A 22,727-nucleotide genomic window follows, 5' to 3' on the forward strand; every position below is an offset into this window, starting at 1 on the left:
CTACTGATTCTTTAAATCTTCAAGTTCTTCCCAGCGCTCTAACGCGGTTTCAAGGTCAGACTCAAGTTGTGCTAAATGGTTCAATGCTTGAGACGTAATGTTTGCGTCTTGTTTGAAAAAGTCTGCATCATTAACAACCGCTTGCTGATCATCTATTGCTTGTTCAAGTTGCTCAAGCTTACTGGGTAATTGTTCTAATTCAAGCTTTAATTTGTAAGAGAGTTTATTGCCCTTACTTTCGTCGTTTTTAGCTGTTTTAACCTCAGGCTTTTCAGCTTTTTTAACGGGTGCCGCCGCTTGCTTTTTTTGCTCTTGCGCAAGGTAGTTTACATAGGCTTCATAGTCACTGTAACCACCTACTATATCTGTGATTTTGCCTTTTCCTTCGAACGCCCATACACTGGTACATGTGTTATCAATAAACTCACGGTCATGGCTTACAATAAGCACTGTCCCTTGATATTGATTAATAATATCTTCTAATAATTCAAGAGTTTCGATGTCTAAATCATTGGTTGGCTCATCCAATACCAAGATATTTGAAGGTTTTAAGAATAATTTAGCAAGTAATAAGCGGTTTTTTTCGCCACCAGACAATGCTTTAACGGGTGTACGTGCGCGTGCAGGTGGAAATAAAAAATCTTGTAAGTAGCCCAGTACATGTCGCGAACGACCGCCCATCATAACTTCCTGCTTACCTTCAGCAACGTTATCTTGTACTGTTGCTTCTTCATCAAGTTTTTGACGATATTGGTCAAAATAGGCAAACTCTAAGTTTACGCCTTGTTTGATATCACCACTATCAGCAGCTAAATCACCAAATAATAACTTTAATAGTGTCGTTTTACCGATACCATTTGGGCCAACCAGTCCAATTCTATCGCCACGCATTACTAGAGTAGAAAAGTCATCAGCAATCACTTTATCTTTGAAAGCATGATGAATGTGCTTCGCTTCAAATACAAGCTTGCCTGATCTATCCGCAGTTTCGATATTAAAGTCAGTTTTACCTACCTGCTCTACACGTTGCTTTCGTTCAACGCGTAATTGCTTAAGTTCACGTACTCGCCCTTCATTACGCGTACGACGTGCTTTAACACCTTGGCGGATCCACGCTTCTTCTTCAGCTAAACGCTTATCAAAAAGCGCATTTTGTGTTTCTTCAACTTTTAAATCATGCGCTTTTTGCTCAAGATAAGTCGCGTAATCACCTGGGTAAGAGATTAATTTACCTCGGTCTAAATCTAAAATACGCGTCGCAACAGCACGAATGAATGCACGGTCATGAGAAATAAAGACAATTCCGCCCTTAAACTCTTTTAAAAATTGCTCTAACCACATAACACTGTCCATGTCTAAGTGGTTAGTCGGTTCATCAAGTAATAATAAGTCGGGCTCACTCACAAGAGCACGAGCTAATGCAACTTTACGTAACCAACCGCCTGAAAGCGATTCAAGTTTTGCTTCAGGTGAAAGTTCTAAACGAGTGAGAACAAGCTGAATACGGCTATCGAACCGCCAACCGTCTGCTGCTTCTAACTGATTAGATAAGCGCTCTAATTGATTTAGTAACTTATCGGTGCATTCAGTTTGTAGTTGAGTACTGACATGATGATAATCAATAAGTAAGTTTGCAATTTCAGGCATACCTTGAGCAACATAATCAAAAACAGTGCCACTGGCACCTTTTGGCGGATCTTGCTCTAAACGAGAAATTTTGATGCCGCCAAGTTGGTTGATTTCACCATCGTCTAAAATAACTTGGCCATCTAACACTTTTAATAAGGTTGATTTACCTGCGCCGTTACGACCGACTATACACACTCGCTCACCGGTTTCTATTACCGCATCAGCGTCATCTAATAGTGGGTGGGTACCATAAGCTAACTGCGCTTTTGAAATTCTAATTAAATCCATGTTGTTTAAGTACTCTTTTATGCTGTTTGCGTAAATAACTGACGCACTTGTTGCGCAGTAAATGGCCAAAATAACATTTGGCCTTTTTCGCTTTTTAAAACGGGTATACTGATTTGATATTCTGCAATGAGCTTTTCGTCACTCATTATATCCACCAGCTTTAAATTCTGCTCGTCTTGCAATAATGGGACGATTAACTCATGGGCTTGCTCACAAAGATGACAGCCATCAGTATGGTATAAAGTCCAATTAGCCATGCGTAATTAACCAGCTATTATGAATTTGCTTATTACGTTTAAAATCTGGCGATAATGTTTGTTCTGAAATATTAACCGCTTTGAGCCCTAAACCGATTAAGCCAACCTCATCCATCGCAAAACCACGTTTGTTATTTGAAAATATAAGCGTGCCTGATGGGCTAAGAATCTTTTTAACCCAGGTTAGTAACTTGATATGGTCTCGCTGTACATCAAATGCATCTTTCATACGTTTAGAGTTTGAAAATGTTGGCGGATCTAAAAAGATCAAATCATACTGGCTTGTTGCATATTCTAACCATTTTAGACAATCAGCTTGCTCAAAACGGTAGCGAGTATTACTAATATTGTTCAACTCAAAATTATCTTGTCCCCACTTTAAGTAAGTTTTAGATAAATCAACAGTCGTAATCGCTTTAGCACCACCAAGGGCGGCATGTACAGAAGCGGTTCCGGTATAGGCAAATAAATTCAAAAAGCGTTTATCTTTAGCATTTTGTTGAATATATCGACGCGCTAAGCGGTGATCTAAAAAATAAACCTGTATCTAAATAATCAAACAAATTGACTTTAAACTTAGCACCAAACTCTTCAATTACTTGAGTCCGGTTTTGCTTAGCCATTGGGGTGTATTGTTCCTCCCCTTTTTGTTTTTTACGAACTTTTACAGCGATATTTTCTGGGGCAATTTTAAGCTGCTGAGCGGTTAAAGTGATCACATCTTGCAGGCGTTTATGCGCTGTTGCGTCATCAATCTCTTTTGGCGCGGCATACTCGAAAATAACAGCTGAGTCACCATATACGTCTACTGCCACATTATATTCTGGGATATCGGCATCGTATACGCGGTACGCTTGCACATCATTTTGCTTGAGCCAGTTTTTTAAACCTTGTTTGTTTTTCTTAACACGGTTGGCAAAAGACATTGAGCCTTCAAAATTAAGCGCAGGCTTATCTTCACTTGTTTGACTGACTTGCTTGTCGTCTAACTGATATAAATTTAATACCACATCAAGCGGTCCATTTTTAAATTTATAACGTTTAAGCTTAACTAATTTTAAAAGCTTAAAGAGGCTTTCATCCATGCCCAGAAGAGCCAGCTTCCAATTATTAAAGTGCTTTTTAAACCCCGTACCTAGACTACGATGTAAATCAACCAACTCTGCCATTGAACCTATACGTTCACCATAAGGTAAGTTTGAAATGACTACACCGGGTAATTTTGCAACAGATGTCAGCTTAGTGGCATCACTTTGCTTAAATTTAATTATATCACCCAGCTCTGCGCGCTTTGCATTATCAACAGCTTTACTTAACACCTGCCCATCATAATCATGACCAATTAACCATAATTTAGGATCTGTAATTTGAGCAATAAGCTCTTCTCTTAATGCATTGAATTTCGCAACACGAAAACTTGGTAATCTTTCAAAGGCAAATCCTTCGCGAAATAAGCCTGGAGCTTCATTTCGAGCCATACCTGCAGCTTCAATTAAAATAGTGCCAGCACCACAACATGGATCAAATAGAGGTTGTTGTACATTATCAAGCCAACCACTGCGCTTAATAAGTGCTGCAGCTAAATGCTCTTTGATAGGTGCTTTACCTTGACCTTCACGGTAGCCACGTTCAGACAAACGCGGGCCAGAATAGTCGATGTACATTGCTACACCTTGGCGAGATAAACGCGCTACCACACGCACATTAGCATCTTGCTTATCAACATTAGGACGCTGTTCATATAAATCATTGAAGTAATCAACAATCGCATCTTTGATCACAAGGCCAGAGAACTGTGTATTTTTCAATGAATCATTCGTGCCGTTAAAATCAACAGCAAAAGTCTGAGTCGGCCCAAACCATTCTTGCCATGGTTGTAAACGGGCAAATTTGTACAGGCTATCTTTGTCATTAACGCCTTCTTTTTCTTCAATCAACATCATAACGCGGGTCGCGAAACGGCTCATTAAACATACTTTTTGTGCTAGTGTTGTATCCGCGTCAAAACGCACAGAGCCCACTGTTTGCTTGGTGACAGTTGCCCCAATTTCAGTAAGTTCATCAACCAATAAATTTTCGATTCCGATAGAAGTAAGCGCGATAAATTGCAAAGTAAAAACCCTTAGTAGCTAATTACGCGGGATTATAACATAGGTTGGCAGACAAACACGTGATAAAGGGATTAACAATAAAAAATTTGCTTAGGCTGTTTTACTGTTTTGTGCGTGGGTATAAATTGGGTGTACGCGATTGTTAAGTACACGAATAGCTTCAAACTGGTTCAAGCTTAGATTTTCATCTAGTTGATAATGCTCAGACAAACTAATACATAAAGATGCGTCATCACTGTGGTCGATTATTAAAAACTCACCCACTTGAATACGAGATTGTAACTTAATTATTGCCTCTACACTTGGCTCATGGCCTGTGTAGGGTTCAAAAAACCAACTTTTAGCAAGAACAGGTTTTAAATGAAATTTTGCCGCAGTTGCATTGAGTGCAATCTGGCAAAGCTGGGCTGGTTGCCATAAATTAAAACCATCAAGGTATTGATAGACTTGCTGATAAAAGGCTGCATCTTCTAAACTAAAATTAGGCTCAGATAAAACACTGTCGGTAAGTTGTCGAAGTTTATAAGGCGTGCACAATTGCATATCTTGATCTAAGTCGACCAATAAGCGATTATTTGTAGGACAAGCTATCCATTTCCATTGTTTTGATGCTTGTAGCATGTGCTTCCCCATTGCTCCTAAAATTTACTGCATGAATGAGGATTATAGCGGCTTTTGACCATTTAATAAATATTTTATTAGAACATTTATTGAACGATCAAAAGCTTAGATAACTGATCCTTATAAGCCTGAGACGATCGTTTTTACCAATTGTGGGCCTTTATATATAAATCCTGTGTATACCTGTACAAGGTCAGCCCCGCTGCTAAACTTCTCCTTTGCACTGGCAGCATCGTCAATCCCACCTACCCCAATAATAGGCAATTTCCCTTCAGTAAGACGCTTAAGCTCTTTAACCACGTGGGTTGAGCGTGCGCGCACAGGTTGACCAGATAAGCCTCCTGCCTCATTAGCGTATTGCTGTCCTTGCACTGCTGTACGCTCAAGAGTTGTATTTGTGGCAATCACACCATCGATCTTATTATTGATCAAAGACTCACTAACTTGACCAATTTGCACCTCATCCAGATCCGGTGCAATCTTAACTAACATAGGTACTTGCTTATTATATTTAGCAATTAAATCAAGCTGCTCGTTTTTAAGACTTTGTAAAAGGTCATCAAGTGCTTCGCCATATTGCAAGTCACGTAACCCTGGTGTATTCGGTGAAGAGATATTTACTGTAATATATGACGCATGTTCAAATACTTTACGCATACAGTGAATATAATCGTCTTTGCCTTGCTCATTTGGGGTATCTTTATTTTTACCAATATTTATCCCCAAAATTCCATCATATTTAGCCGCCTTGACGTTATTTACTAAATTATCAACGCCTTTATTATTAAAACCCATACGGTTAATAATTGCGTTTGATTCAGGTAAACGAAAAATACGTGGTTTATCGTTACCCGCTTGCGGGCGAGGTGTAACAGTACCTACTTCAATAAAACCAAAACCCATTTGCGCAAATGCATCAATACACTCTGCATTTTTATCAAGTCCTGCTGCTAAACCTACGGGATTTTTAAACGTTAGCCCCAAAAAATCAACTGGGCGATCAGCCACTGATTGCGACCACGCTGCACTAAATGGTGTATTAGTAAAACGGCGTAAATTATGTAATGCAAACTCGTGGGCCCATTCCGCATCACGGGTGAACATAAAACGGCGAGCAAGATCATAAAACATTAAAAAAATCCTCTATATAATAAAATACCCCAGACTAGGCTGGGGTATTGTAAGCTATTAACTCATTATTATCACGTTAGAAAACGCGTAAGTTATTTTGCCGGTGTATCACAGTTATGGCTAAGTAACATAAGTTCACGTAATGCCACTGAGAACCTGGCAAAGTCATGACTTTGCGAAGTCTTAAACTCAGCTAACATTTGCTTCCAACGCTTAAGTAATAAATCTTGGCTGTCCATCCAATGATCTATTTGACTATCAACGTCTTTGTCATCGCCTTCAAAGCCATTAAGTACCACTTCAGCAAGTGTACGTTGCTGCCAATCGAGCTCTTCACGATATGATGCACGAGCAAGGGCTTGCCAATGATTTGCCACGGGCTGGTTGGTTATTTGGTCTAAGAACCAATGTAACCCCATTCGTGCGCCTAGTTTGAAGTAGGTGTTAGACACCATATCAATACTGCGTCCAGAATTATTCGCTACTTCTGCTAAATCCATAACTGAGAATAAGCTTGATAGTGCAACAATTCGTGCTGCTAAATCAGCAGGTACACCACTTTGGGTTAATTTTTCTGCAGATTGAACTAAACGCTCGCTTTCTTTTTCTACCATATAGCTATTTAAATTTTCGCTTAAATCGCTAAATGTTGGTGCAAAGAAGGCAATGGTTTGTTCTATATTTAACGCTTTATTACGGTGACGTAAGAACCAACGTGTAGCACGACGAACAGTACGGCGAAGTTGGTATAACATTTCTGTTTGCACCGCCGCAGGTATCTTATTATCAAGCGCTACTATCGCATCCCATGTATCACTCATTTGGAAAATTTCATTCGCAACAGAATAACACAGAGCAATTTCAGCTTCGTTTGCACCTGTTTCTTCTTGCATACGTACCATGAAATTCAAGCCCATATCGTTAACAATATTATTGGCTAATTTAGTGGCGATGATCTCTTTACGCAGTGGATGATTATCCATTGCGTCATTAAACTTCTCTCGCAGTGGAACAGGGAAAGAATTGACTAAAAGTTGACGATAATAAGGATTTTCAGTGATTTCTTCTGTTACTAGAGATTCTTTTAGTACCATTTTAGAGTATGACACTAATACTGATAACTCTGGACGCGTTAAGTCTTTACCCGCTGCAGCACGTTCCGCAAGCTCTTCGTCTGTAGGAATAAATTCGATAGCACGATTAAGTTTACCTTCTTTTTCGAGGGCATGAATAAAGCGTACTTTCTCTTTAAGAGTTGAAGAACCTTTAGATTGAGTAATTGAAAGCGTATGTGTTTGACGATAACAATCATCTAATACTAATTCAGATACTTCATTTGTCATTGAGTAAAGTAATTCATCACGTTGTTTGCGTGTTAAATCACCCGCAGTCACTAAACCATTCAGTAAAATTTTAATATTAACTTCGTTATCTGAACACGCCACACCGCCAACGTTATCAATAAAGTCCGTATTAACACGACCACCTTTAGCTGCAAACTCAATACGGCCCAATTGTGTTGCGCCTAAGTTACCACCTTCGCCCAATACTTTAGCACCTAACTCGCCGCCATTGATACGTAAGGCATCATTTGCACGGTCGCCTACATCAGCATCGCTTTCTTTGCTGCTCTTAATGTAAGTTCCAATGCCGCCATTCCATAACAGATCGAATTCCATCATTAAGCATGCTTTGATCAGCTCGTTTGGTGTCATGCTGGCTTTTTTAGTGCCCAACATTTTTTTCATTTCAGGGCTTAGTGTAATTGATTTTGCTGCACGAGAGAAAACACCACCACCGGCAGAGATTAAATCTTTATTAAAGTCTTCCCACGACGAACGAGGTAAGTTAAATAAACGCTCTCGTTCTGGGTAAGTAGCAGCTGCATCTGGCGTAGGATCCACAAAAATATGCATATGGTTAAATGCCACTTGCAAGCGGATATGCTTAGATAACAGCATACCATTACCAAATACATCCCCCGCCATATCACCAATGGCAACCACTGTAAAATCGGTTGTCTGGCAATCAACATCCATTTCGCGGAAATGACGTTTAACCGACTCCCAAGCACCACGGGCTGTAATACCCATTTTTTTATGGTCATAACCCACTGAACCACCTGATGCAAATGCATCACCGAGCCAGAAGTTATATTCATTCGCAATGCCGTTTGCAATGTCAGAGAAAGTTGCAGTGCCTTTATCAGCAGCAACCACTAAATAAGCATCATCTTCATCATGACGAGTTACATCAACCGGCGGCACAATTTCACCTTGAATGATGTTATCTGTGATATCTAATAAACCACGGATGAAGATTTTGTAGCATTCTTGGCCTTCTTTGAAGAATGCCTCACGCTCGCTCGGTAATTGCTTACAAACAAAACCGCCTTTAGAACCAACGGGTACAATCACTGTATTTTTAACTTGTTGCGCTTTAACCAAACCAAGTACTTCAGTACGGAAATCTTCACGACGGTCTGACCAACGTAAGCCACCACGAGCAACTTTACCACCTCGTAAATGAACACCTTCCACGCGCGGTGAGTAAACAAAGATTTCGAATGCCGGTAATGGTAATGGCATATCTGGGATCAAGCTTGGTTGAACTTTAAACGAAACATATGATTTAAACTGACCAGTTTCATCTTTTTGGAAATAGTTGGTGCGCAATGTTGCAATGATCATATCAACGTATAAACGTATGATACGGTCATCATCTAGATTAGCGACGTTTTCAAGCTCAAGGTAAATTTGCGCTGCAAGCTTCTCGAGTGTTTTTTCACTCGCAGGACTTTTAACAGAAAACTTTTTCGCGAATAGATTTACAATCTGAGTAGCAATATGCGGGTAATTTGCAAATGTACTTTCAATATAAGTTTGGGAGAAAGTAACACCGATTTGGCGCATATATTTAGCGTATGCACGTAAAATAGACGCTTCACGACCTGTTAAGCCACCCATTAACACTAAGCGATTAAAGCCATCATTTTCTAAACGATTACCCCATACATTGGTTAACGCTGCACGAAAACGGGCTGACACTTTATCAAAATCAGCAATTCCTTGATTATCAAGTAACATAGAGAAATCCATGATCCAGTTTAAACTACCATCGCTGGTTTTAACTGAATAAGGTGTTTCACCAATTACACGCAGGCCAAAGTTTTCAAGCATTGGCATTACATCTGATAAATGGATAGGCTCATCTTTATGGAACAAACTTAAACGTACAATATTGCTATTCGCTTCTTCCTGAGGACGATAAAACAACATTTCTAACTTGTTTTCATCGTTTAATAATTCAAGCTTTTCAATATCAACTACCGCAGCACTAGGTAATACTTCATCTTTTATAAGAGCGTGCAAATGCACTGCAATATTTACGGTTCAAGTCATTTCCACGAGCTTCACCTGCAGATTCTAGTAACGCTGCTTGCAGTTTATCTTCCCATGTACGGGCTGCTTCAATTAAATTGTTTTCGATGTCTTTCACTTTATATTCGATATTGTTGTTAGTCACACGCACAGTGTAATGAGTTCGTGCTAATGTAGACTCAGAGAAGAAAGTAGTAAATTCGACTTTTTCGTCAGAATTAAATGCGTTCGCTAATATTGATTGGGTCTCACGACGTAACGCCGTGTTATAACGTTCACGGGGCACATACACCATGCACGAGAAAAAGCGCCCGTATGCATCTTTACGTACAAATAAGCGACACATATCACGCTCTTGTACTTGCAATACGCCCATTGCAACTTCTAACAGCTCATGCTCACGAGCCTGAACTAATTCATCACGTGGGTAGGTCTCTAAAATATTTAAAACCGCTTTATACGCATGAGTACCTTTAGCAAAATCACACATATCCATTATGCGATTAATTTTGCTTTTTAATACAGGCACATCAACGGCACTGTTATTATAAAAACTAGAAGAAAATAAACCGATAAAACGGTCTTCACCAATCACATTACCTTTATCGTCAAAACGCTTAACACCTACATAATCAATGTACGCAGGACGATGCACTCGTGATAACGAGTTGGTTTTGGTTAAGATAAGATGGTTACTGCTACGCGCCTCAAGACGAGCGGCTTCAGGAAGCTCCGATAATAATCGGGCATGCTCATCTGTGGTGTTTTTCATTAAACCCAGACTGGTATCCATTTTGCCTTGAAGCTTGTAATCGCCTTGTACAGGTTCTAAGTCGTATTGGCGATAACCCATTAAAGTGAAATTATCTTTTACTAACCAATCTAAAAACTCAACGGTTTCTTCAACTTCTACTTTATTATCAGTATTTTTACGCTTTGGTAGCTCTTTACTTACTGCAATTAGCTTTTCGCGAATTGGCTGCCAATCTTCCACAGCAGTTGATACATCAACCATGACCGATTCAAGCTCTTGCTTAAATGAGTCAATCACTGACGAATCCGTTTGACGATCAATTTCAATAAAGAAAACAGTTTTAGTAGACGTTGATTCTTGATCGGCTTTTAAACTGGAAATTGCAGATATTTTACCATTTTTATCACGTTTTACTTTTAATGGAGAGTGTAAAAGTAAGTGCGAAGCGATATTTGCTCGATTCATGGCCATACGAACAGAATCTACTAAAAACGGCATGTCTTTAGCAATGATTTCAACAATCGTGTGAGACGACTGCCAACCATCTTTTGCTACTTCAGGATTGAAAACACGGATCACCGCATCATCAGAGTTATTTTTTTCTAGCGAGTTCCATAGGCTAAGTGCAGCGCCATATAAGTCACTATCGTTGCGATGTGCCAAATCTTCTCTAGACATATTGCTGTACAAGGACTTGGCAAATTTCTCAACGAGTAACACATTATCAGCGTGAACTTTTTTTCTGGATTAGCTTGCAGACATTATCTAGGATAACCGAGGCTTGCCCTTCATTTTGTGTCATTACATGTTCCTTAAATCTATACCCTTCTAAAACAGAGGGGAAATTTGTACAGCAATTTATATTGTGTGGAGTCAGCTAAATTCTAACCCTTTTACAACGAATAAACAGCCCTTTCGATGAAAACATTTTAAGCATTTCAGCTATTTGGTCATCTATTCACAAAATATAGATATAAATGGCCATTACTGGCCATTTAGGAGCAAAATTATTCACATTATTTTTTCTGGTCAGTCCAGAGTAAACTCCCTATTGCAGGTAATAACAACACAGCACCCAACATATTCACCAAGAACATGAAGGTTAGCAAGATGCCCATATCGACTTGGAACTTCAAATCAGAGAAAATCCATGTGCTCACACCAATCGCTAAAGTTATGCCGGTGAATAAAACCGCACTACCACGTTCAGCTAAAGCATTACGGTAAGCTATAGGTAACGCGACTCCTTGTTTTAATTGCCCCATCATTGATGACAAGATATAAATCCCGTAATCAACCCCGATACCAACACCTAACGCGATAACCGGTAATGTTGATACCGTTAGGCCTATTTGTAATTGCACCATTAACGCTTGCGCTAATGTCGATACAATATACAAAGGTAAAACAACTGCTATCGTTGCCTTAATACTCTTAAAGCTGATCAAACATAATATGATGACCGCACCATAAACATAAATCATCATTGGCAGCTGAGCAGCTGAAACTGATTCATTAGTTGCAGCCATCACCCCTACTGGACCTGAGGCTAATTTAAACTGCAATTTATCTGTTTTCTCTTCAGCAGCAAATTGTTTAACACGGGCTATTACGTTATCAATCGTTTCTGCTTTGTGATCATCTAAAAAGATAATAACCGGCATAACTGAGCAATCACCATTTAATAAACCTGTGCTTGTTTCTACTCGCGCACTGGCTTGAACTAAGCTTGCGGTATTGCGCGGTAAGGTTTGCCATTTTAAATTGCCCTCGTTATAGCCTGCATTTACTGATTGCGCGACCGAACTTAAACTGACAGCCGATTGAACGCCGCTTAAGTTCTCAACCTTGTATTGGAATCGACTAATTCGTTCCATTACATCATGCTCAGTACAAGCTGCTGGGTACGCCTCAACAATAACTTTTAATATATCCGATGAAATTGTGTATTTGTCCGATATTAAAAAGGTATCTTGGTTGTAACGAGCATCCTGATGTAACGACGGCGCGCCAGCATGCAAATCACCAATGCGCATTTTGTCTGCTTGCCAATAACCAACCGCAAACAGCACCAAGGTCAATGCAATGATGACTTTTGCAATTTTAGGATCCGTCGCTTTGACTAACAATTCACGTAGAGTGTCTAACATGTTTGGCTTATCAGTACTGCCCGCTTTAATTTTCACTGTGTTCTCAAAGTGCATGTACGACGCCCAAACAGGGAGTAAAATCAAATTTGTAAAAATAATAACAGCAACGCCTAAACTAGCAGTAATTGCAAGCTCGCGGATTATGCCAATATCTATAGTAAGTAACGTTAAGAAGCCAACAGTATCAGACAGCAAAGCAATACCACCAGGTACCAGTAACGCCCTAAAGCTTGATTGGCAGCAAATACGGGTACTACTTCCCTCAGCGACCTTTTTGCCTATCGCATTTATCATCTGCACACCATGGCTCACACCAATAGCAAAGACTAAAAATGGCACTAAGATTGACATAGGATCCAGACCAAACCCTAAGCTTGAGAGCAAGCCTAATTGCCACACCACAGCAATTATTGAGCAAGCAATAGGCAATATAGTCAGCTTTAAGCTACCACAAAACAACCAAACCATAATGAAAGTAAAAGCAATTGCAATGGCGAAGAATAGCACAACCCCTTTTGCACCCTCGGCTATATCACCCGCCATTTTTGCAAAACCGATAATATGAATACTGACTTTATCTGTGCTTAATGGCTCACGAATTTGTGTTTCTAGTTTTTCTGCAAAGGCCAGTGTATCGAGCTTTTCTTGGGTTTGCGGATCAGTTTCTAAAAGTTGTGCACTCACCATGGCACACGAGTAGTCAGACGCTATCATTCGGCCAACAACTTTTGCTTTTTCGATGTTTTCTTTTACAACTGCTAAACCCTTGTTATCTGCTTTGAAATTAGCGGGAATGATTGGCCCACCGGCAAAACCATCTTCAACAACTTCAACAAACCGAGCACTGGGAGAGAATATTGAGTTAACCAACGGACGGTTAACGCCTGGAATGAAATATAATTGATCGTGTACAGCTTTTAATTGAGTAAAAAACTCAGGATTAAATATGTTACCACTGTCATCACACACCGATATTAAAATACTGTTAGCGCCACCAAACTGCTTTTCATGTTTTAAATACACTTTCATGTAATCATGATTTAGCGGAATATTTTTGTTAAATGATGCATCAAGCTGAATCTGTGTTGCCTTAAATGCCAGAGCACAGCTGATCACAACAAAAGCTGTAATCATCATGAGACGATGACGAAACACAGCCTTTTCTAAAAAGTCTAATAAACCCTGCATTATGGAGTCATCTCCTTCACTTTAATGCCATTTTCTGATGCCATAACGAGTTGTTTTTTGAATAAAACAGCATCAAGTATTGATTTACCATCTGGTAATTGTTCTAAATTAAGCGTGCCATCTTTATAGTGAAAAATGACCCCACTATTTGCTAATAGCAACCAGTCATTTTTGCCAGTATCCAAAATACTGTTTATTGTCGCGGTTTTATCATTGCCAATATGCTGCCAATGAGTTTGTCCGGTACGAATAAAAATGTTACCTCTTAAACCAGCAACAAGCTCTTCACCTTGCGTGTTTTGTCCGTATGCAAAAAAAGACCCAGGGTAAATTTCTTCATCTCGTTGCCAAGTTTTACCGTTATCTACACTGTGTGCTAATAAACCCATTTCACCCACCAGCATTAATTTATTGTCTGCTTTAAAAATTCGATTAAAATGGGGGAGAATAGAAGCCGTTTCCGCCTCATACCCTTGTGGGTCTGTTTCTTTTAGGTCATTGAGATAATCACGGTCCTCGGCAAAAAGCAGGCTATCTAAAAATCGTTTGTTCCAATTTAAGCCACCGTCAAAAGTTTCATAAAACATACCATAAGCACCAACCGCAAAGCCGTGTTGCTTAGTATTAAATAATATGTCTAGGCATGGTTTATCAAGCGACTCTTTGACGTGTTGCAGTTGCCATTGTTCCCCACCATCGGTGGTGTTAATAATGGTGGCATCATGACCGCATGCCCAACCTTGTTGTGAGTCAATAAAATTGACTGCTGTAAGTAAAACTTGTGTTGGCACTGTAGCTTGATGCCACGTTTTAGTATCAGTACTAGTAATAACCGTACCATGCTTGCCAACTGCAACAAGTTTGTCACCATTAAATTCAATGTCAGTTAACAGTGTTTTATCAGCTTTTGTTGCGCTTATTGCAGGCAGTGGCTCTGCTGCCGACAGTACAAAAGTAAGACTTGCTAAGGTACTTAACCCTGCATAAAGCAAATACTTCATAGTTTAAAATCGCCTTGAGGAGAGTGTGTTTGAAAAAGACATGCAAATGGAAAAACCAGAGCGTGTCAGAAAGACAAACGCGGCTTGAAAAAGGCACCTAACTTATTAGGTGCCAGTTAAATTTTAACGACCTGCGCGACGTAACGCATTAGACGTAAATTCATTATCATTAAACGATTTAGAAAAATCGTACATCTTTTCTTGGTTATCCAAACCAATTGCTAGATAACGGCGAGAGTTCAAATCATGGTATACGTCAAGCGTGCTCCAGTTTGTTAATGCATCATAGTAGTTTAGGCCGTGTGCCATAGCCACACGATACATCTGGTCGCGGTTATCATAAATATCAGTTACATGAATTTGCCAGCTATCTTCATCAATATAAAAAACACGCTTTTTATAGATATGACGAGTGTCTTCTTTTAAATCAGCTTCTACCACCCAAACACGGTGCTTTTCATAACGCACATGCTCAGGGTTAATGTGACCGGCCATTAAAATATCATCATACTCTAGCTTATCACTGTGTAATTTATAGCTGTTGTAAGGAATATAAAGCTCTTTTTTACCCTTAAGCGTCCACGTATAACGATTAGGTGAGCCATTAAACATATCGAAATCATCGGTAGTACGTAAGCTATCAGCTGCTGTACCCGGTGCATCATAAGCAACATTTGGTGCACGACGAACACGACGTTGACCAGTATTATAAGTCCAAGCTTGGCGAGGAGTTAAAATTTGGTCCATGGTTTCATGCACTAACAGTGCAGTACCGGCAAGCCGCGCAGGTTGCGTCACTTTTTGTTTAAACTTAAACAGAATATTAGACTCTTGTAACTCGGCTGGTGTAGCAGCAGGATCAGAGTACTTAACAAGCAACTGCTCATCAAAACCAACCATGTTATAAGAACCAGATGCCGTTGGTGCTGCCTGACCACCAAAACGCTCAATCGATAAGCCTCTGTAGCGCAGTAAATGGTTCCAAATAGCTTCTAAACCATCTTTTGGAATGGGAAAAGGAATACCAATCGCGGTATTTTTTATACCATTACCACCTTCTATTAACTCCGCTGTTGGCGCATATTGTTTTGTTGCGTCATATACAAACTTAGGGTTTGATGCACTACGGTGAGTCTTATAAATGTTCATTTTAAATGTCTCTGGGTAGGCTTCGAATAAAGCAACTTGCCCAGGACTTAAATTTTCTTTGTACTTATCAACATTTGATTTATCTATGGTAAAAAGTACTTTGTCATCTGCATACGGGTCAGGGTGATGCATACCTGGTGTATAACCAGCTGGTGCCTTAGTTATGCCCCCCGTCCAAGCTGGAATCGAACCATCGGCATTGCCAGCTTTTTTCAGCACCCACGGGCGTTAGATCATTACCTAAACGTGCAACTTCTTCTGCAGACATTTTTGCAACAACTGGTGTAGTCGAAAGTAAACTACAAACAGCTAATGCGATGAGGGTAGGTTTTTTTATCATGATGATACCCTTAAATTGAATATTTAATATTGAAAGAAACGTAATCACGGTCAGAGAAAGTATTTGTTTCGCCACCACCCCAAAACGAGTTGTAGCTAAAGTCAAATGACCATGCATTTTGATAGTTGAAGTTAGCAGTAACACCTAAAGACTTACGATCTTCTATAAATAAAAACATCGGATCAGGTGTAATACCATTTACGTCATGTGAAAACACAAAGCGAGGTGAGAAGTTAACCCCTTTAAAGAAGTTATAATAATCACCTTTGGCGATTAAACGATAACCCCAAGCAGATGCAGTCGGGAATGGGTTCGTTTCTGGGCCATTTGATAAGCCTAAATGCAAGGTAGAATAATCATCAGTACCTGGACCCATAATTACACCACTGCGCCCAGTACCAGAAACATTTAAACGCAATTCGTCATATTCAGGCATGTCATTAATTCTAACACCGCCAACTTCACCCACAACAGCCCAACTATCAGCACCAAGCGATGGGCCAAATAAGTGTGTTGCTGTAAATTGAAGCTGTGCTGTGTTTCTTAAAATATAACCCGCAGCAACTTGCCCTGGTGCAACAGCACTGGTTACTACGGTTCCATCAGCTTGAGTGGTTTGTGCATTACCTGGCACTTGTGATATACGCTCAAAGTCAGGGCGTAAGCCTGCCACAGCTAACTGTTCAGGCATACCTGCGTACAATAACTCCACGTCATCAATTTGCAATGGTTCATCTTGGCGAAACGCAAATTCACCAGCAAAAGCAGTTTCACCTAATGATGTATTAAAACTAAGCCCATACAATTTGATATCTTCGGGGTATTCTAAAACACCTTGGGTGAAAGCATTTAACTGGGTAATGTTATCTTCTGTGATTTCGCCCGACAAAATAGTCGCGATATCTTGGCCAACAGCAGCTGTAGAGAAATCAGATACCTTACCAGAAATTAAAGGGCGACGACTGTGATAATTAATATGATAAAGCGCAACTTCAGTATCATTGAGTTCAGGTAAAAACATACCTAGGCGTAAGCCATACTGACCACCATCTTTAGGATCAGTTTTACCGGCACCACCCTTGCCTTTCAAGGCAACTTTAGTCGGATAAGCCATATACATCTGGCTCATCATTTGTTTACCTTGATCACTGGTTGGATCAACACCTTGTGATCGGACAATATCATCTAAGCTGTTTAAACTATTTGTTAAGAACCCAAATCAATATCAGGGTTTGAAGTAAAACCTAATTGGATATTCTGCTGATAACCATTTTCAGAGGCAAAGTCATTAGTTGAAAAATAACTACCAGCAGCAGGCAAGCGTGTTTCATGCCATTCATATTGATAAAAAGCTTCAAGGTTTAAATTTTCAGTTATGCCTAAAGACGCCCATAACATACCTACAGGGATAAACGCTTCTTTAAGTTCCGCACCAGGCGCTTTTAAACGATCTATATCAACAGGGTTAACGTTAATACCATGAGAGATTAAAGTACTTTCCCCCCAGTTAACCACTTGCTGACCAAGGCGGATTGAAAGTGGGTTATTACCATCATTCAAATCAAAATTGGCCCAAACATAGGCATCAAGTAAACGCAGATCAGCACACACTTGCTCTTTAGTATCGTCGTCATCACATGGATCGACGCCACCACCTGATGTTGGATTAACATAGGCGCGGTCGCCATCCATTAATTCAAAATCATAAAAATACATAAAACGAGTAAATAAGCCAAAGTTGTCTTTGCTTATAGATAGGTCATGTGTGCCTTTGAGTAATTTAGAAAATGATTCACCGCTATCAAAGTTCAAATCTCCTGCATCACCATTATTAGAATAAGCACCGGGTTGTGCCCATACATCTTGTGAAGAATAAACAATGTTGTTAATTGAAGGGTTATAACCACTCCAATCAAGTGCAGGGCTATTACTTTTACCAATCAGCGCAAAGTCACGGTCTTCTATACGTATGCTTTGTCCATAAGAAAAGTTTGAATCGAACGTAACATCAAAGCCACCAACCTCAAAGTTAGCGGCTTGAGCTACGCCAGTGGATAAACCTAACGAAGCAGCTGCTAGGCCTAAAACTATTTTGTTTTTAACAAAAAGCGATCTTCTTATCATTGTGTGTTTCCCCCTGTCGCGGGTCATTTTGTGATCAAGTTGTTGTTTTTAGTGTAGTAGTAACGATAGAACCGAAACATAAAAATTACAAATAGAACGCGTTGAAACAACCATTAATTTACAATTTAGTTAGCGTTTACGTAATGGTAAGACGTCCTACCAGATAATTTATACACGTAAATTAACAATAGGACAAATTGAATTAACAAAAAGATAATATAAATGTAGAATTTTTTTAAATTTTTTAGCTTACTCGCTCAAGCCTAAGAAATTGATTTTCAGCTGTTAGCAGCAATCGAAAGCGGCCTCTAACCCCCAAAGATGAAATAAAAGGTCGCAAATGATGGGCAGCAAAACGTACTGTTTTACCACCATCTTCAGTTACTTGTACTGACGTATATTTACCATCGTAATAATCCATACACTGTTTATACGTCAGATTTAGTAAAAAGTAATACTCGCGCATCCTTAATCTAATGCTTTCTCAACTTTCTCGAATAAATCATCACTGAGAGTTTCCAGTTGTGACAATCGCTCTAGCTGTGCTTTCATTGCCATTGAACGCGTATCATCGTAGCGCCGCCATGACATAAATGGTGTAAGCATTCTTGACGCATTTTGTGGATTTATCGCATTGAGTTTAATCAGCAAGTCGCCTAATAGCGCATAACCTGCTCCATCAATGCGATGAAACTGTGCAATATTAAAGTGACTAAAACTACCAACCAGGGCTCGTACACGATTTGGATTCGAAAAATCAAAGCAAGGGTGTTCATACAAGCTTTGAATATGTTTTATGGCATCAGGCTTACTTTGCATAGCTTGTAATGCAAACCATTTGTCCATAACCAGTACGTCATGGCGCCATTGGCCATCAAAGCCATTTAACAATTCATCTGTTAATGGGTGCTGTGCTTTGACTGCTGCACTTAATGCCGCTAGTACATTGGTCATATTTGTTGACTGAGCAACTTGCGATAGATACGTCGTTACGCGATTATCTTCGGTTTTAGCCAAATAATGTAAACATTGCCCTTTTAAAGCTCGCACAGCAACCGCATTGGCATTGATTGAGCCATCATCATGGAGTTGATTATAACAATTATGCAGTGCTGACTGCAGCTCTTGAGCCAGCTGCAGTTCGAACCTCTCAGTAACATTTAAGATGCTATCTACAGGGATAACATCAAACTCTGCAGCTAATGTATCAAAACTTGGCAGCTTTAATAGTTCTGCTGTCAGAGCTAAATCTCCCTCTAAATTATTAATTAATGCTGTAAACACACTAATAACAGCATCACTTAACTTCACTTCAGTTGGTGTCTCTATAGCCTGTTTGACTGCCATAACAAAGAGTTTTTGCTGTGCATCCCAGCGCGAAAAATCGCTACGCGCATAACGCATGATATGCAATAAACTCGCTTCATTCGTTGTGTGTTCAACAATACAAGGCGCTGAAAAGTCCTCTAATAACACCGCAACTGGTTTTTTAGTTAAACCGTCAAATTTAAATTCTTGCGAGCATTTAGTAACATTAAGTACAGAATCAAGCTCTTTACCATTAAATGATAAAGGAATACTCTGCCCTTTCTCATCTAGTAACTCGATTGCAAATGGAATATGTAAAGGCGCATTATCGGGTTGATTAACAGGTGCAGATTGCATAACAGATAAGGTCAAAATATCCCTGTCATTATCAAAACTCTGCTTCACATTTATGCGAGGTGTACCAGCTTGACTATACCAACGCTTAAACTGCGTTAGATCAATGTTTGACGCGTCTTGCATTGCTGCTACAAAATCGTCACACGTGACCGCCTGACCATCATGGCGCTCAAAATAAAGTGTCATACCTTGTTGGAACTTTTCCTCACCTAACAAAGTGTGCATCATACGGATGACTTCAGCACCTTTATCGTACACGGTTACCGTGTAAAAGTTATTCATTTCAATAACTTTTTCAGGTCTAATAGGGTGAGACATAGGGCCTGCATCTTCACTAAATTGGTGTGTACGCATCACTTTAACAGCATCAATTCGATTAAGTGCTCGTGACCCCAGATCACTACTAAATTCTTGGTCACGAAATACTGTAAGCCCTTCTTTTAACGATAGCTGAAACCAATCTCTACAGGTTACGCGATTACCAGTCCAGTTATGAAAGTACTCATGACCCACAATAGATTCAATTGTATGATAATCTTTGTCAGTGGCAGTTTCTTGATTGGCTAACACACATTTAGAATTAAATATATTCAGGCCTTTGTTTTCCATCGCCCCCATATTGAAGAAATCAACAGCAACAATCATATAAATATCAAGGTCATATTCTAGATTAAAGCGTTCTTCATCCCATTGCATAGACTTCTTAAGTGAGGCCATAGCATGAGGGGTTTTAGGTAAATTCCCTTTGTCTACAAACAAAGCTAGTTCAACATTTCGTCCACTTTTAGTCACATAATTATCAGTTAAAACATCGAAGCTTCCCGCAACTAAAGCAAATAAATAGCTTGGTTTTTTAAAAGGGTCTTGCCATTTAGCAAAATGTAGGCCGTCGTCAAGCATGCCTTCATCAACTTTGTTACCATTAGATAATAAATGCTCAAATTTTTGCTCAGCAATTATCGTTACATCAAAACTGGCAAGCACATCAGGGCGATCTAAATAGTAGGTGATTTTTCGAAACCCTTGCGCTTCACACTGAGTACAGTAAGCCCCACCCGATAAATATAGGCCTTCTAAGGATGAATTAGTATCCGGTGAAATATAAGTAACAATTCTTAGAAGACAATTATCAGGCAAGTTTTTAATTATTAGTTGTTCGTTCTGCTCTTGATAGTCTGCATAATCATCCCCGTCAACTTGAACTGAGAGTAACGTGAGGTCAATGCCATCTAGTATTAAATCAGCATTACTATTATTGGTTCTAACAAGTTGTAATATAGAGGTCACTTGCGTTTCAAGTGGACTGAGTTTAAATGTCAGATCGACATGCTCTATATTAAAATCGGGGGCTTGATAGTCTGTTAGATATTGTGCTTGAGGTTTTTTGCTTGCAGTCATAGGTAAATTCCAAAATGGCTCCTCCGTAAAAAGGAGCACTAAATTTAAGCCTGTTGTTTTGGTTTGATGCGTAAAATTTTGATACCTAAATAGGCGTAAACAACGGCTAAGAATGGGTTGATTAAGTTAAAGAATGCATAGAATAAATAATCAAATGGATTAACATGCAATACACTTTGCATGTAAGCTCCGCAGGTATTCCAAGGGATCAACGGGCTGGTAATAGTACCGCCGTCTTCTAATGTACGAGATAAATTAACCGGTTTAAGCCCACGTTTTTCATATTCATCTTTATACATACGCCCAGGCACCACAATCGCAATATACTGATCAGCGGCAATAACGTTTGTTCCAATACACGTAGCAATAGTTGCTGTAATTAAAGAGCCTGTACTCTTGGCTATTTTTAAAATACTTTTTACAAAAATATCTAGTAGACCAGTCTTTTCCATAATGGCACCAAACATTAATGCAGTCATTATCAGCCACGTAGTCGTTAACATGCCAGCCATACCACCACCACTGAGTAAGGAGTCCATTTTGTCGTCACCTGTAACAACTGAAAAGCCATCGAAAAATGTGCTCCATATTAACTTAAAGTAACCAATAATTTGCCCTTGTGAAGCATCTATTTGACTGGTAATTAAATCTGATTGGAACAACATAGCCCATAGAGCACCAATCACCGCACCAATAGAAATAGCCGGAAACGCGGGCATTTTTCTAATTGCTAATACGAGTAAGACAATTAATGGCACAAGCATTTCAATGCCGATGTTAAAATTTTGCTCTAGAATAAGGGTAATTTCATCAATACGACCAGCTTCATTTTCGGCACTGGCATTAAAACCCATCACAATAAAAATAATTAAAGCGATAATAAAGCTTGGCACTGTAGTCCATAACATATGATGAATATGTTCAAATAAATCAGCGCCAACAACAGCGGGGGCGAGGTTAGTTGTTTCTGATAAGGGACTTAACTTATCACCGAAATAAGCCCCTGATATTACCGCACCAGCAGTAACTACTTGATCTAAACCTAAACCGGTTGCAACCCCAAGTAATGCAGTACCTATGGTTGCCGCTGTGGTCCATGAACTGCCTATACTCATCGCAACGATGCCACAGATTAAACAGCTAGCTGCATAAAACCAACTCGGATCGATAACTTGTAAGCCATAATAAATTAAGGTTGGCACTGTACCAGAAAGCAACCATGTACCAATTAAAGCACCTACCATAAGTAAAAATTAGTATCGCCCCCAAAGATAAAGTGATGCCTTCTATCATTGCATCTTCAAGCTTTTTCCAAGTATAACCGTTTTTAAGGCCTATTAAAGCTGCTGTGAATGTTGCAAACAATAATGCAATTTGATTTGGACCTGATGAAGAGCTATCACCAAATAAGTAGACCGCTGCGCCTAATAAACAAATTAGCACTGAGATTGGTATCAGTGCATCCCAAAAGCTTGCTTGTTGAACGGTTTTTTCTTCTTGTGGTATCAAAATTGGAACTCCTACACGTAGCAATGTACGCG

At 39.5% G+C, this 22,727-nt stretch carries 8 protein-coding genes and 5 pseudogenes; all 13 read right to left on the bottom strand.

Annotated elements, in window-relative coordinates; genetic code table 11:
* On the bottom strand, positions 1-1,917 hold the full coding sequence (gene uup, locus ACU8V8_RS08610; RefSeq protein WP_446889478.1) for an ATP-binding cassette ATPase Uup: 1,917 nt from the start codon (positions 1,915-1,917) through the stop codon (positions 1-3).
* Between the two features lie 17 nt (positions 1,918-1,934).
* Positions 1,935-2,174, bottom strand: coding sequence for a glutaredoxin family protein (locus ACU8V8_RS08615; RefSeq protein WP_446889479.1), 240 nt, complete (start codon positions 2,172-2,174; stop codon positions 1,935-1,937).
* A pseudogene (rlmKL, locus tag ACU8V8_RS08620) lies at positions 2,167-4,285 on the bottom strand (bifunctional 23S rRNA (guanine(2069)-N(7))-methyltransferase RlmK/23S rRNA (guanine(2445)-N(2))-methyltransferase RlmL). Before rlmKL ends, ACU8V8_RS08615 begins: the two are co-directional and overlap by 8 nt.
* A 90-nt stretch (positions 4,286-4,375) precedes the next feature.
* Positions 4,376-4,906, bottom strand: a complete 531-nt coding sequence (locus tag ACU8V8_RS08625; RefSeq protein ID WP_446889480.1) for a cell division protein ZapC domain-containing protein — start codon at positions 4,904-4,906, stop codon at positions 4,376-4,378.
* A 120-nt stretch (positions 4,907-5,026) separates the two neighbouring features.
* Positions 5,027-6,037 (bottom strand): quinone-dependent dihydroorotate dehydrogenase, encoded by a 1,011-nt coding sequence (gene pyrD, locus ACU8V8_RS08630; RefSeq protein ID WP_446889481.1) that lies wholly within the window; start codon positions 6,035-6,037, stop codon positions 5,027-5,029.
* Positions 6,038-6,129: 92 nt separating this feature from the next.
* A pseudogene (locus ACU8V8_RS08635) lies at positions 6,130-10,973 on the bottom strand (NAD-glutamate dehydrogenase).
* Between the two features lie 214 nt (positions 10,974-11,187).
* Complete coding sequence (locus ACU8V8_RS08640) at positions 11,188-13,509, bottom strand: efflux RND transporter permease subunit (protein ID WP_446889482.1); 2,322 nt, start codon at positions 13,507-13,509, stop codon at positions 11,188-11,190.
* Complete coding sequence (locus ACU8V8_RS08645) at positions 13,509-14,510, bottom strand: WD40/YVTN/BNR-like repeat-containing protein (RefSeq protein WP_446889483.1); 1,002 nt, start codon at positions 14,508-14,510, stop codon at positions 13,509-13,511. The genes ACU8V8_RS08640 and ACU8V8_RS08645 overlap by 1 nt, the downstream gene beginning before the upstream one ends.
* 123 nt (positions 14,511-14,633) lie before the next feature.
* Positions 14,634-15,999 (bottom strand): annotated as a pseudogene (locus tag ACU8V8_RS08650) (DUF1329 domain-containing protein).
* Between the two features lie 10 nt (positions 16,000-16,009).
* A pseudogene (locus ACU8V8_RS08655) lies at positions 16,010-18,123 on the bottom strand (DUF1302 domain-containing protein).
* Between the two features lie 244 nt (positions 18,124-18,367).
* On the bottom strand, positions 18,368-18,589 hold the full coding sequence (locus ACU8V8_RS08660; protein WP_446889484.1) for a DUF2835 family protein: 222 nt from the start codon (positions 18,587-18,589) through the stop codon (positions 18,368-18,370).
* Between the two features lie 2 nt (positions 18,590-18,591).
* Positions 18,592-21,186 carry an aminopeptidase N gene (pepN, locus tag ACU8V8_RS08665; protein WP_446889485.1) on the bottom strand — a complete coding sequence of 865 codons (2,595 nt, stop codon included), beginning with the start codon at positions 21,184-21,186 and terminating at the stop codon, positions 18,592-18,594.
* 44 nt (positions 21,187-21,230) lie between these two features.
* Positions 21,231-22,695 (bottom strand): annotated as a pseudogene (gene nhaC / locus ACU8V8_RS08670) (Na+/H+ antiporter NhaC).
* Between the last annotated feature and the right edge of the window lie 32 nt (positions 22,696-22,727).

The sequence above is a fragment of the Pseudoalteromonas sp. SaAl2 genome (genome assembly GCF_052947895.1).